9 protein-coding genes are annotated in these 14,742 nt (G+C 26.1%); 6 read left to right on the plus strand and 3 right to left on the minus strand.

Going from position 1 to position 14,742, the window contains the following annotated elements:
• Positions 1-21 precede the first annotated feature (21 nt).
• Positions 22-1,062: a diguanylate cyclase gene (locus R4I97_RS11490; RefSeq protein ID WP_335785175.1), complete on the plus strand. Its 1,041-nt coding sequence runs from the start codon at positions 22-24 to the stop codon at positions 1,060-1,062.
• Positions 1,063-1,086: 24 nt separating this feature from the next.
• Positions 1,087-2,175 carry an iron-containing alcohol dehydrogenase family protein gene (locus R4I97_RS11495; protein ID WP_335785176.1) on the plus strand — a complete coding sequence of 363 codons (1,089 nt, stop codon included), beginning with the start codon at positions 1,087-1,089 and terminating at the stop codon, positions 2,173-2,175.
• 66 nt (positions 2,176-2,241) lie between these two features.
• Here the strand turns inward: R4I97_RS11495 and R4I97_RS11500 are convergent, their stop codons facing one another.
• The 3 genes from R4I97_RS11500 to R4I97_RS11510 form a co-directional block, all read right to left on the minus strand.
• A complete protein-coding gene (locus R4I97_RS11500; RefSeq protein WP_335785177.1) occupies positions 2,242-3,090 on the minus strand; it encodes a hypothetical protein in 849 nt (282 codons plus the stop codon).
• A 143-nt stretch (positions 3,091-3,233) separates the two neighbouring features.
• Positions 3,234-4,160 (minus strand): sigma-70 family RNA polymerase sigma factor, encoded by a 927-nt coding sequence (locus R4I97_RS11505; RefSeq protein ID WP_335785178.1) that lies wholly within the window; start codon positions 4,158-4,160, stop codon positions 3,234-3,236.
• A gap of 74 nt (positions 4,161-4,234) precedes the next feature.
• Positions 4,235-5,224, minus strand: coding sequence for a hypothetical protein (locus R4I97_RS11510; protein ID WP_335785179.1), 990 nt, complete (start codon positions 5,222-5,224; stop codon positions 4,235-4,237).
• Positions 5,225-5,361: 137 nt separating this feature from the next.
• On the opposite strand from R4I97_RS11510, the gene R4I97_RS11515 reads away from it, so the two are divergent.
• From R4I97_RS11515 to R4I97_RS11530, 4 genes are all read left to right on the plus strand, one after another.
• Positions 5,362-5,838: a hypothetical protein gene (locus R4I97_RS11515; protein ID WP_335785180.1), complete on the plus strand. Its 477-nt coding sequence runs from the start codon at positions 5,362-5,364 to the stop codon at positions 5,836-5,838.
• Between the two features lie 113 nt (positions 5,839-5,951).
• Positions 5,952-6,632, plus strand: coding sequence for a (d)CMP kinase (gene cmk / locus R4I97_RS11520; RefSeq protein WP_335785181.1), 681 nt, complete (start codon positions 5,952-5,954; stop codon positions 6,630-6,632).
• A 46-nt stretch (positions 6,633-6,678) separates the two neighbouring features.
• The gene (locus tag R4I97_RS11525) at positions 6,679-8,346 is read left to right on the plus strand and encodes a S1 RNA-binding domain-containing protein (protein ID WP_335785187.1); all 1,668 of its coding nucleotides are present in this window, start codon (positions 6,679-6,681) and stop codon (positions 8,344-8,346) included.
• Between the two features lie 370 nt (positions 8,347-8,716).
• Positions 8,717-14,742: SpiroCoCo family coiled-coil protein (locus tag R4I97_RS11530; RefSeq protein WP_420535697.1), on the plus strand; the 6,026-nt coding region annotated here is incomplete at its 3' end.

Raw genomic sequence — 14,742 nt, forward strand, 5'->3', positions numbered from 1 at the left:
TTTTTGATTAAAGGCTTATATATGCATCTTGATATCATAAATTACATTAAGGCTGATAATGTCAAAATAATATGCAAAAATACTTCTTTTCAAGATTTAGTTTCTATATCCTCTAAAAATCCTCCCAAGCTATTCGTTGTTACAAACGCAAATAAAAAAATTTTTGGTGTTATTACATATAATGATATATTCCCTGCCTTAGCATCACAAGTGAAAAAAAATAATATAGATTGTTTGGCTAATCAAAATATATCAAAGTTTATTACCAAAAATTATATAAAAGTGCCTTTTAATGCTAATACAAATGATGTATTTGATATGATGATGGATAAAAAACTTGATTATGCTGTTGTTGTTGATGATAAAGATTTTCCTATAGGTATAGTGGACATATATACCTTATACGATATAATTATTAAATTGAAAATAAGAAATATAAAGCTTAGTGTAGATAATATAGAACTTGAATCTTCTATAGAAAAAGATAGATTTATTAAAGAATTAAAAAAAGAAATAGATATATTAAATGAACAATCAATAATTGATCATATTACTAATTTGTATAATATAAGATATTTTTATAAGGTTATAGAAGAGGAAGCTGAGAGGGCTAAACGTTATAAATATACTATATCGCTTATATTTATGGATTTGGATCATTTTAAAAATGTCAATGATATATATGGGCATGATTGCGGAAATTTGGTATTGCATGAAATAGGAAGGCTATTAACTTCTCCATCTGATAACATTCTTAGAAGAAGTGATATCTCTTTTAGATATGGAGGAGAAGAGTTTATTATTATTTGTCCAAATACAAATAAACAAGAGGCGCTTATTGTAGGTGAAAGAATTCGTAAAACTATTGAAAATAAAGTTTTTAATTATGAATCTCAAGATATAAAAATTACTATAAGTATTGGTATATCAGAATATAGACACAATTCAAAGATTTCAATATTTCAATGTGTAAAAGAGTCAGATATAGCTATGTATGAGGCTAAACATCGCGGCAGAAATAGAGTTGTTGTTTATGATGAGATAATGTCAAATAAAAAATAGCTGTTTTAATAAGGATATATTTTTATGGAAAGTTTATTTTTACCAAATTATACTATTGGAAGCGATGCGTATAACTATATAGATGATATATGCAAAAATTATGGTTCTAATGCTGTAATTATTTCTGGAAAAAAATCTTTAAATGCTTCAAGAGATATTTTATTAAATAGCTTAAAAAATATAAAGATAATTGCTGAGATTTATTATGGCGGTGTTGCGAGTTATGAGAATGTTGAGATGCTAAAAAATATTAAAGAGATAAAAGAAGCTGATATGATTTTTGCTGTTGGCGGAGGGCGTTGCGTTGATACAGTAAAGACACTTTGCGATATGATAAATAAGCCTTTATTTACTTTTCCTACATTAGCTTCTAATTGTGCTGCTGTTACAAGCTTATCTGTTATGTATAATAGTGATGATTCTTATAAAGATTTATATACTCAAAAAAGACCTGCTATTCATACTTTTATCAATACTGATATTATATTAAACTCTCCTGAGAGATATTTTATTGCGGGTATGGGAGATGCTTTATCTAAACAATATGAAACTTTATTTTCTACAAGAAATGAAGTTCTTAATTATAAAGATTTTTTAGGCTATGAAATAATAAAAGAATGTTCTAATGATATAATAAAATATTCTTTAAAAGCTTTTAATGATTTTAAAAATAAAAAGCCTACTGATGATTTTAATAGAGTAGTTTTGCATATAGTATATACTACAGGGCTTACATCTGTAACGATTAAAGATGATTATCATATATCATTGCCTCATGCTGTATATAATGGTCTTACACGAATAAAAGAAATAGGAGAGAAGTTCTTTCATGGAGAGCTTGTAGCTTATGGCATACTTTTGCTTTTAACTATGGATAAAAACTTTGATGAGCTTGAAAAAGTTTTTAATTTTAATAAATCTTTATCCCTTCCAACTTCAATAAAAAACATTGGTATAAAAGATATAAGTTTAGAAAATGAAGAATTATCAAGAGTTTTAGATGGGGCATTTGCTTCTAAAGATTTAGAGGTTTCTCCTTATCCTATTACTAAAGATATGATAATTAATGCCATGATAGAACTTGAAGAATATAACATAAAAAAAGCATTATAATTATTAAAAAACAAAAAGCTCTGGAATAATGTTTTTCCAGAGCTTAATTTTTATTTAAATTTATTTTTATTTTAAAGTTATAACATAATTCCATTGAGGCTGTGGGTATCTTCCAGTTTTTCCAACAGGCATACCGTTAGAATCTGTTATTTCAGCTTCGGCATATAATAAATATCTTCCTTTAGGTAAATATTGCCCGCCGCTTAATGGGGATTTTCTTCCTGCAAAATAGAATTGAGTTTGTGCTTGTCCGTCTATAACATATATTTTTGGAAGATAGAATATTAAATCTCTGCTTAAAATATTATAATTATCATCTATTCTTCTAGCATAAAATCTTATTTTTGCAAATTTACCTTGAGGAGGTGTTTTTACAGCCAAAGTTATTAATAATGGTTCGCTTTTAGAAGCAACAAATCTGTCATTATAATTTATAATAAAAGAGCTTATATTAACAGCTTGATTATTATTAAATGTTTGATTGTTTCCCATATTAGGCTCTACTACTACTGTTCCTGTAGTGTCATAAATATATGCAGAGTTTCCAGAAGAAGGTTTTTTAGTAGGCTGAGGTACTATATCTGGTATGTTGTTATTATTATTAGCTTCATATAAACCATCATCTGTTAATGCTATAGCATTATTATTTGTATTTATATTAGTTTCTGTTATAGTAGGTTCAATAGTTTGATTTGTAGATAAGAAATCTTTTTCTTCTTGAGTAATATCTTCACCAAATATATCATCTATTGTAGTATCAGTTGTTTCGGTTGTATTTGTTTCTGGAAAATCTAAATTAGGCATTCCTTTACTATTTAATATACTTCTTACAATAAAAAATCCTGCAACTGCCACTATTAATATTAAAAGAATTATTATAACTGGTTTTAATTTTGTTTTGATTTCATTAGGCATAATTATTACTTCCGTTTTTTAAAATTATATGTTAATTAATTCGGATAATAATAAAAATCTTTTATAAAAAAATAATCAAGAATATACTGAAAATAAGAGACTAAAAAACATTTTTAATAAACTTAAAAATTTTTTAGTATATATTAGTCCCATAGAAAACTTTTTAATTCTTTTGATAAATTAAGACCAGATAGTTTTTTTAGAGCCTTTATTTGTATTTGTCTTACTCTCTCTCTTGTAATATTTAATTCTTTTCCAGTATCTTCTAATGTTTTAGGCTCTTTTCCATAAAGACCAAATCTTTCTATAATTACAGTTCTTTCTTTTTCATCTAAAGCTTTTAATGCTTCAGTTAAAGTATCTCTTAAGCTTTCCATAAAAGCATCTTGATGAGGTGAAGGGAAGTTTTTATCTTCAATGAAAGAAGTCATATCATTATTATCAGAGTTTTTAAAGAAAGAATCTACACTTGCTGTTTCCTGCGTGAATATTATTATAGAGGATAGTGTTTTTCTGTCTATTTTCATTTCTTTAGCTATTTCGTCTATTGAAGGCTCTCTTCCAAGCTGCTGAGTGAGGTTTTTAGATATTTGTATACTTTTTTTTATTAATCTTGCTATATGCATTGGAAATCTTATAATATGTCTTTTGCTTGATATCTCTTTAACTATACTTTGTTTTATCCACCATACTCCATAAGTAGAAAACTTAAATCCCTTTCTATATTCAAATCTTTTTACAGCCTCTATTAAACCAATATTACCTTCATCTATTATATCTATAAATGGAACTCCGCTATTATAATACCTTTTTGCAATGCTGATAACTAATCTTAAATTGGATTTCACTAATTTGTGCTGAATAGAATCTATTTCTTTGTCAATTTCTTCAATTTCTTTAGAATATTTTTTTTCGTCTTCATCTATTAATTTGTTTTTGTTTTCTCGGCAAACTTCAAGACGCTGCCATAATTCTAATTCTTCTTCCTTTGTCAGTCTGCGTATTTCACCTATTTGTTTTAAATATACGCTGACAGGACCTTTGTATTCTTCGTTAATATCTTTTTTCAAGTGTTATGTTTCCTATCAAAAGAATATAAAAATTTAATATACATAGAATAAAAGATTTTTAAAAATTGTCAAGCTTATAAATATAAACTTGCTTCTATTCCTATTTTACTTTCCATGCTTCTGTAAGCATATAATTGTTTTGAACGGGCATATTCATATTTTACACCTATTATTATTCTATATATTTCAAAGCCAATACCTACTGATATGCTTGGAGTCCACTCATTATAAGAATTAAGTATTGTGTATTTGTTATATTCTCTCTTTACAGTATTTATTTCATCTAAATTAGCTGCTAAATATATACTGCTTATAAAACTAATTTCACCCCATATTGGTACTCTAAAGTCGATGCCGGAAAATATACCAAATAAATTAACAAAATTTGATTTTTTAAATCCAGTAATAGCAAAATAGCTTCCTCCATAAAATGTAAACCAAGAATATTTATAATGCAAAGAAAACTGCATCTGTTCAAAACCGCTGTCTCTAAACTCTTCTGTTTCTCTATTATATAAAGTTTCATCTCCAAGTATATCCCCAGCAATATGAGCACATACATGCCTTAAAGGGCTAAATCTAAATCTTAAAGTGTCATCATATATATAGTCAAAAAAAGTTTCTACCTGCATATAAGTGCCATACATTAAACTTTGTCCATAATATTGACTAGTACCATTTTTATATTTAGACAAGAAAAAGTGCGTTAAAAATCCAACACCGATTTTAAATCTATGTATATCCATATATTTAAATGATATAGGGGTTACTTCTGTTGCAAGTGTAGGCTGATAAAAAAAATCAATATCATCAAATTTGAAATTAGGGTTTGGGTACATTTCTTTTATATTAAAAATTGTTCCAAGTAAAAAACTGCTGTTATATGCATTAGGGTCAGCCCATGAAGAAAAATATCTGTCTGTTTCATAATTTTTAAAAGGATTATAATTCCATTTTAATTTTGTGTTAGTTTCATAACTATCCATTTTAAATTTTATAGAATTAGTTTCTTGTGAGTATATGTGTATACTTAAAATAAATATTATTAAAATAGCATATTTCATAAAAATCTCCTCTTTCATTGAACAATGTTCATTTTAAACTATAGGATATTTTTGTCAATAGAACAATGTAAATAAAAAGCTTTAAATTTTTATATTATAATATATAATATATGAAAATGTTAGGTTGATAATATTATATGAGATTGTTGTTAAGAGTTTTTATTATATTTTTGGTGTTTTTTGTATCCAAAATATATACTTTAGAATATAGTTTTTATCCTAAAGAATATATAAAATTTAATAGAAATTATGTGAATATAGATGATATAAATTATGTAGAGTATTCTCAGAGTTTAAAAATATTAGATTTCCCTATGACTAGTAAAGCAGTATGGTTTAATAAAATACCAGTATTAGATATAGTTTTTGAATTATATAGCTTATTGGCGTATTCTCCAAGTATAAATACTAAAGTTTATTACTTAGCTTTTTATAGAACTCTAAAAGAGATAGAAGTTTTTGTTAGTAACAGTAGAAAAGTTTCTGTGTTTTATCAATATTCAAGCACAATGCAAAATTATTATGATAATATGATTAGAAATCTTTCTATATCATATAATAAACTTAATTTTGATACGCATATGTACATTGGATTTAATTTTTATATTTCCTAAATATTTTTAATTTTTTAAGCAGTTAATTATTTTATTTTTTCTTTTAAAATATTTGCAATTATAATTATTTATGATATATTATTAGTATTAAAGTTTTTAAATAAAGGTTATAGGTGTCTGATTTAAAAGTATATAAAATAATATCTTTAGATGGTCCTTCGGGTGCTGGTAAAAGTACAGTAGCTAAGTTAGTTGCTAAAAAGTTAGGATATAAATATTTAGATACTGGTGCTATGTATAGGGCTGTAACCTTATTTTTTTTAAATAAAAATGTTAATATACAAAATGATAATGAGATCATATCTGCTATCGGCGATTTAAAAATTAGTTTTGACAATAATAACAAGATATACTTAAATGATGTAGATGTTAGTGAAGAGATAAGAAGTATAAAAGTTGTTAATATGGTTTCTAAAGTATCTTCTATCAGTGCAGTTAGGAAAAGTATGGTTTCCTTACAGAGAGCTATTGCTGAAAATGATAATTATGTTGTAGACGGCAGAGATATAGGAAGTGTTGTTTTTCCTCTTGCAAAATATAAATTTTACATAGATGCTTCGGTTGATATTAGAGCTAAAAGAAGGTATGAAGAAGAAATACAAAAGGGCAAAAATATAACTTTTGAGGAAGTATTTGATAGCATAAAAAAAAGAGATGAGTTTGATTCTAATAGGGAAGATAGTCCCCTAGTAGTACCTAAAGATGCTATTATTATAGATACTACAAATATGACTATAGATGAAGTTGTACAAAAAATCACAGATGTGGTTTTTAATAAAAAATCTAATGAATAATTAGATATTAACCTGATTTTAAGTTCAGGAGGGAGAGGGAAGAATGATGGAAGATAATAATTTATCAGAACAAAAAAATGAATTTCTTAAGGCATTAGAGGAGAGTGACAATAAGACGCACTTTAGAGGAAGTGTTGTTAAAGGAAAAATAGTCCAATTCGATGACACTGATGTTTTTATAGATTTTAATTCTAAGGTTGAAGGTAAAATAAATAGAGACGAATTTGATAAAGAGCCTGTTAAAGGTGAAGAGATTGAGGCTGTAATAAAGGGAGAAGATAATAATAAGGGTTATGTTATTTTATCTAAGAGAGATATTGATAAGAGAAAGGCTCAGGATTTAATAGAAGATGCTGTAAAAAATGCTACTCCAATAAATGGTGTTGTTAAAGAGGCTATTAAGGGCGGATTTACTGTTTCTTTAATGGGACATAATGCTTTTTGTCCTTTCTCTCAAATTGATATTTCAAGAGGAATTAAAGAAGCTGATTATATAGGCAAAGAGTTTCAATTTAAGATTATAGATAGAAAAGGAAATAAAGATATAGTTGTTTCTAGAAGAGTTTTGCAAGAAGAGACTCAAAATAAGGTAATAGAAGAATATTTATCAAATTTAAAAGAAGGCGATATAGTAGAAGGAAAAGTTAAAAACATAGAGAAATTCGGTGCTTTTATACAATTAACAGAAGGTTTAGACGGTTTCCTTGCTATACCAAATATGTCTTGGGCTAAGATTATTAACCCTAAAAACATTATTACTAAGGGTGAAGAGAGAAAATTTCAGGTTTTATCTGTTGATAGAGAAAAAAGAAAAGTTGATTTAGGTATTAAACAGCTTGAGGGAGATACTTGGTATAAGTTTGTTGAAGAGTATCATGTTGGAGATATAATCAAAGGTGAAGTTACTACTGTTAAAAAATTTGGTGCTTTTGTAAATGTATATGAAGGCGTTGAGGGTCTTATACATGTTTCTGATTTGAGCTGGAACTCTCATGTTAATAATCCTAATGATTTTGTTAAGGTTGGCGCTTATTTAGAATGCAAAATTCTTGATATGAATGTACCTGAAAGAAAATTAACTTTAGGCTTAAAACAGGTTAAAGATAATCCTTGGGACAGTGCTGAGAGAGATTTCCCTGTTAAGAGTTCTGTGAAATGTAAAGTAAAAAGAATATTTAAAGACTTTGCTGTATTTGAACTTCCTAATGGTCTTGAGGGTATATGTGATATTAGTGATTTCGATTGGATGAACAATACTGTTAATATTAAAGACTATATAAAAGAAAATGAAGAAGTTGAAATGGTTATTATGTCTATAGATAGAGATAAGCAAAGAATTAAACTAAGCTATAAACATACTAAAGAAAGTCCTTGGAGATTATTTGATAAGGCACATCCTCATGGTTCTATAGTTAATGGTACTGTTAAAGCTATTATAGATTCTGGTGTTATTGTATCTTTAGAGAATGATTTAGAAGGATATATGCATATTTCTCAAATAGACTTGCCTAAAGGTGAGAGTTTAGAGAATGTACTTAAAGTTGGAGAGAGTTATCCTTTTGTTGTAAGAGAGGTTAATCAGGTAAAAAGAAGAATATCACTTTCTCGAAGAGAGTATATGGAAGCTGAAAACAAAAAAGAAACTCAAAGCTATATTTCTAAAGAAGAACCTACTTCTTTAACTTATAATCCTTTCGATAATATTAAAAATTAATTTATATAATTATAATTCTAAAATCATAAGCATTATTATGATTTTAGAATTTTTTATATTTTGTATTTGTAATGCAAGATGTTGTGATGTTTTTTATTTATTATTTTTATTAGTTCGTTTTTTTATTAAAATGACTTTGTGAAGAATATAAATAATTCAAAAAATATTTAAGCATATAATTCAATAATTTTTGTACACGTAATTTTTTGATATAGTTAAGTAATTATAAAAATAATTTTTACATAATGCTCCATTAAAAAATAAATTCTATATATGTTATGATAATAAAATGATAAAAGACTATTGACTTATGTATTAACATAATATATTATTATGTTAATATACTATATTTTGTCTACTGGAGATAATTATGTTCCCTATATTGAATTTCGCGTTAATGCTAATCATTCCTATTATAGTTGTCGGTATTTCTAAAATTATCGATAGAAAAAAAAACAACAATAACTCAAATTTTGATGATATTTTTGCTGAAGAAAAAGCTGCATTAGAAGGAATTATAGAAGAGAAAATATCAGAAGTTAGGGATAATGCCATAGATTTGGAGATTGCTGTAAAAAAGGCAGGTTTTATAAGTAAATCTATGGAAGAAGATTTAGCTAAGCTTAATAATAAAATAGAATCATATAAAGATTATAAAGCAGCAGTATCTCAATATCAGGAACAAGTAGATTCGCTTGAAGAGGCTTATTTAGACATACTTAATAAAGTTGATACTGTATTAAAAGAACGCAACACTATAGAAAAAACTTATAAAAGAATATCTGATGTTAAAACCAAAATGATAGAGTTAGAAAAAAATGTTTCTTCTATACAAGATAATTTGATTGCTTCTTATAATGCTAAATTAAATGATTTTGAATCTGAATTATATAAGAGATTTGATGCACTTACTACTAATTTACTTGCTCGTGATGCTCATTATACAGATATGGCTGAACAAGAGAAAGATAAGATATCAGCATTAACAGAAGAGTTTAAGCTTCATGTAGCAAAAAAAGAGGAATTATTTACAAATCAGCTTACTCAGCTTGCTGAAAGAACTGCCCGCAATAACATAGAGCAATTAGCAGAGTTGTTTGAAAAAGGAAGAGACGAACTTATAAATAAATATTCTCTATTTGCTGAAGAGATTAACAGTAAATCTAAAGATATAGAAGAGCGTTATGAAACTTTAAGTCAGTCTAAAGAGGGGCTTGAAGTTGAGCTTATAAACTTGAGAGACACTATACAAGAGAGACTTAATTCTATAACAGAGTCCAGTGTAGAAGAGTTTAAGGGTGAAATGGAGAAGACTAAAGAGTTCTTATACAACACTTTAAAAGAGGAATTAGAGAGAATAGGAAGTGAAAAAGAGGAGTTCTTAGAGTCTGTTGAAGATAAGGCTCATTCTTTAGAGAAAACTATAGATGACATTAAAGATAAAGCAGATTTGATAACTAAAGATTATGAAGATAAAACTATTCAATTAGAGACAGAATTTACTACTCTTAAAGATGATATTAGTAACCGCTTGATAACAGAAGTGGAGGCATTTTCTAATAATATAAGAGATATACTTGAAAACGAAAATGATGGTATTATCACTCTTTATAGAAACAAAACTAAAGAGCTTTCTGATTTAATAGTCTCTATAGACGGTATGAGCGAAGAAACTATGCTTAGAGCAGAGAGTAAATTTGATGAGATAGTTAATGATATAGATAGACTTAAAAATGATATATTAGTTAGAACTCAAGATGACATGGAGTATTCTATAGACAATGCAAGAAGTTCTCTTATAGCTGAAATTAATGAGCTTAGAGCAGATGTTGAAACAGAAACTAATTTATTAAAAGATAAGATGAATGAGATACATTATCAAACATCTGAAATAGCTTCTATATTAAACAATAAACAAGAAGAGATATTAGATGCTTTAAGTTTAGAAAAAGAATATTTGTATAAAGATTTAGAAGAGCAGGCTAATAAAAAAATATTAGAGCTTGAAGATAATATTAATAATATAAAAGCTGATTTTGAGCAGGGTGTAGATAATTATATAAAAAATACATATACTGATTTGAATAATGTTACAGAAAAATTAGCTGCCTTAAAAGAACAATATGATAATGACAGCAATAAAATACAAGGTCTATTACAAGATACAGAGATTAATTTAAAAGAGAATATCGAAAAACGTATAGAGCTTTTAGATAAAACTTCTTCAGAGATAAAAGATTTAGTTGATAGTGCTAATGATAAATTAGATACTGGCATAAAAAATGCAGAGTCTAACATAGAAGAGATTAGAAATAATTTATATGAATATGGTAACTCTTATTTAGATAGTTTAAAAAGTCAGTTAAAAGAAGTTATTGATAATTATGAAGAGACTAGTATGAAATCTATAAGCGATAGCATAAATAGTCTTGTTCATCAAGTAGAAGAAAGCGACAAAAGACATAATGATATAATTTCAAATATGGAAGATTCTTTAAAAGAGTTTAAAGATAAAATAGATTATTCATTAAATGAAAATAAAGAGTTTGCTGAAGATAATAAAAATAAAATAGTTAATATGCTAAATACAGAATTACTTGATGCAACTAATTCATTTGATGCTCTTCTAAATGAAAAAAGAGAAGGTATAAACAAAGTTAGAGATGATATAGAAGATATTTTAAATAGAGTTGAAAACGGAAGAGAAGATTTTGAAAATACTATAAACAAAGTGTATGACGCTGCAAATGAGAAAGAAAATCAATTATTGTCAAATATTGAAGATAAATATAAATCATTAAATGTTAAAATAGATGATTTATTTAGTGAGAGTAAATTAGATTTAGATTCTATGACTAATGAATATAAAAGTTCTTTAGAAAATTATTATAATAACTTGAGAAATGAATATGAACAATTAAAAGAACATTCTGATATTATTAGTGACGAATATAGAATAAAAATGGACACTTTATCTTCTAAGCTTGAAGAGCTTGCATTTGCTTCTAAGAATATGGAAGATAGTATAGAAAATAAAACAAAAGATATTACAGATTATGTTAATAATGTAAAAGAAAATGTTGATGCAAAATCTGATGAAATAATATCTTCTGTAGATAAAATTAAAGAGGATATTGACTTAAAAAGAGATGATGTTAATAGATATGTAGATGAATTAAAATCTGATATAGATAATAAATTAGGAATAACTGATTCTTATATAAATGAATTAAGAGATAATATTGATAATATAGAAAAGAACAGTGATGAATATTTGAATGTTTTGAAAAATGTTGTAGATGATAGATTGGAAACTGCAGATTCTTATATAAATGAGCTTAAAGCTAATATAGATTCTAAAGAGAAGGATTCTAATGATTATGTAGATGCTTTGAAAGCTAATATAGATGACAGATTAGAAAAAGCTGATTCTTATGTTAATGAGTTTAAATCTAATATAGATTCTAAAGAAAAAGATTCTAATGATTATGTAGATGCTTTGAAAGCTAATATAGATGACAGATTGGAAAAAGCTGATTCTTTTGTTAATGAGTTTAAATCTAATATAGATTCTAAAGAAAAAGATTCTAACTATTATATAGATGCTTTGAAAACTAATATAGATAATAGATTAGAAAAAGCTGATTCTTTTGTTAATGAACTTAAAGACAATATAGATAGCTTGAGAAAAGCAGCTGATACTAAAATGGCAGATATTGCATCTTATATTGATGAGAGAAAAGAGTTTTTAAATGCTAAATGTGAAGAGGCGTTTAATAGTGTAGAAGAAGAAGCTTCAAATAAATTAGATGAACTCAATGAAATAATAGAGGCTGCTATAGAAAAATATAATGATGAAATAAAAGAGATAGAAAGCGTAAGATTGGAAGAGAATGCTAATATAATAGCTGATGTTGAAAATATTGGTGCTAATATAAGAAAAGATTATAAAAAATATACTAAAATATTAGAAGAGATATATAACAATAAAAAAACTTCTCTTGATGATTATGCTAATGAGTTGAAAAACAATATAGAAAAACATAGAGAAGATTCTGAAAAGATACATTTAGAAAATGAGTCTAATTATATAGATAATTATTTGAAAACTAAATCTTTAGAGATAGATGAGAAAGTTAATAATATAAATACTACTTTAAATGATTCTTTCAATACTCTTTATAATGGAGTTACTCAATTATTAGATAAAGCTAAAGAGTATACTGATTCTGCGGTAAATAATCAAACATTAGAGCTTTCTAAGGCATTAGAATTATTGAGAGATGGTTTTAATACTTATAGAGATAGTATTGACAATAGATTAAAAGAAGAGATGGATAATATGATTTCTAATAATGAGAATATGTTATCTATGTTTAATGAATATAATGAAAAAATTGAACGCATTAATGATATTTCTAATTTGGTAGATAGCCTTAAAGATGATATTTATAATGAATTAGAAGAATTAAAATCTGATGTATCATTTAAAAATACTGAATTCGATAGAACTATAGATGAAATAAAAGCTTCTATTATGTCTAGAGAAGAGTTAAATGATATTCAAGAGTCTGAAAGAGAAGCTTTGAATGTTCAATTAGATGATATGAAAGAAGAGTTTGAAATTTTTAAATCTCAAATCTTAAAGAGTAGTGAAGTAGAAATACCTGCTTTATTAGAAGAAGAGAGAGAAAGAATAGAAAATATATTTGATGAGTTTTCAAAAAATCTTCTTATGAGAATATCTGATAATGAAAGCGACTTAAATTATATTAAAGATGTTTTATCTGAAGAGAGAAATCATTTAATAGATAAATTACAATTAATAGAAAAAGATTTAGAAGATGTTAAATCTGATAATAGGGTTGAGGCATTAGTTGAAGATAAGCTTCAGTTAGAAAGTTCTTTAGATGATTTAAAATCTGATATAGAAAAAGTTAAAAATTTAGAAAAAGATTTTATTTCTTTGAAAGATAGAATGGAGGGAATAGACTCTACTATAAAAGATGATGTTGCTTCTTTATCTAATAAATTAATAGATTTTAAAGATAATTTAGAAGAGAAAATATCTAATGATTCTACTTCCTTATTAGCAGATTTAGAGGCTCTTAACAAAGAGTTATATACTATAAAAGATAATATTTCTAATTCTATTGATAAAACTGATAATATAGAAAACAAAATGGAGAATATATTAAAAGAATTATCATCTGGAAATGAAGAGTTTAAAAACAGGATAGAGAAACGCATTGAATATTTTGAAGATTCTTGGTCTGACCCTACTAAAATTAGAAGTATGTATGCCAATGAAATAAAAGAAGAGATTAATAATATCAGAGCCTATTCTGATGAAAAAATAGATGCTTATATTAATGAGCTTAGAAATCAGATAGATGAAATTTCAAGCGGTATAGAAGATTGGAAAAATGCAAATATTAATGAGCTTTTATCTCAATTGAATGATGCTAAAAATAATATTGAATCTTATATAAAAGATACTGACAGCAAAAAAGAAGAGTTGCTTTCTGATATATTAAAAAATATAGAAGCTAAGGAAAATGAAATTTATTCTCGTATAGATGATAAGATTTTAAATATTGAAAACAAGCTTTCTAATGTAGATGAAAAGATAAATAATGATATAGGAAGCAGTTTAGAAAATATTTATAAGATGATAAATGATTCTGCTAAAAAATATGATGAAGAGATAAAGAATATAGAGCATCACAGAAACGAAGAGAAAGAAAGTATTATAGCAGATTTAAAATCATTATCAGATAGTATAAGAGCAGATTATGAAGAGTATTCTATAATGCTTGACAAGTCTTATGACACTGCTGTTTCTGCTTTAGATGAGCATCTTGAGAATATAAAAACAGAGATAGAAAATATTAAAGAAGAATCTGAGGCAAAACTTTTAGCTAATGAAAAAAATTATATAAGTGAATATTTAGAAGAGTATTCAAATACTTTAGACAGCAAAGTAGAAGAGAAGTTAACTGTATTGGAAGAGAGCAAGAAAGAATTAGATAATATATTGAATAACTCTTTTGAAACTCTTAACAGCCGTATAGAAGAATCATTATCTAAAGTTAATAGCTTAGCAGATGAAAAATTATCAACTTTAGAGAAAGATATTAATGATAAACTTCTTGCAAATGTAGAGAGATTGACTAAGTTAGAAGAAGATTATGCTAAGATATTTAATAAAGATTATTTAGAAGAATTAAATTCACGCATAAATAGCATTAACTCTAAATTAGAAGAAGAGATAGTTAATATAAAAACAAGCTTAGCAGAAGATATATCATCAGTTCGCAGTCAATACAAAGAGTTGAGTATAGACTTTGAAGAAGCTTTAGATTTAGTTAAGAGAAGCATTTTAGACAGAGATGA

Source organism: Brachyspira pilosicoli, from assembly GCF_036997485.1.
Taxonomy (GTDB): Bacteria; Spirochaetota; Brachyspiria; order Brachyspirales; family Brachyspiraceae; genus Brachyspira; species Brachyspira pilosicoli_C.

Coding starts and splice junctions, on each gene's coding strand:
- R4I97_RS11500 (WP_335785177.1), bottom strand. CDS start 3,090: ATGCCTAATGAAATCAAAACAAAATTAAAACCAGTTATAATAATTCTT.
- R4I97_RS11525 (WP_335785187.1), top strand. CDS start 6,679: ATGGAAGATAATAATTTATCAGAACAAAAAAATGAATTTCTTAAGGCA.
- R4I97_RS11490 (WP_335785175.1), top strand. CDS start 22: ATGCATCTTGATATCATAAATTACATTAAGGCTGATAATGTCAAAATA.
- R4I97_RS11510 (WP_335785179.1), bottom strand. CDS start 5,224: ATGAAATATGCTATTTTAATAATATTTATTTTAAGTATACACATATAC.
- R4I97_RS11515 (WP_335785180.1), top strand. CDS start 5,362: ATGAGATTGTTGTTAAGAGTTTTTATTATATTTTTGGTGTTTTTTGTA.
- R4I97_RS11495 (WP_335785176.1), top strand. CDS start 1,087: ATGGAAAGTTTATTTTTACCAAATTATACTATTGGAAGCGATGCGTAT.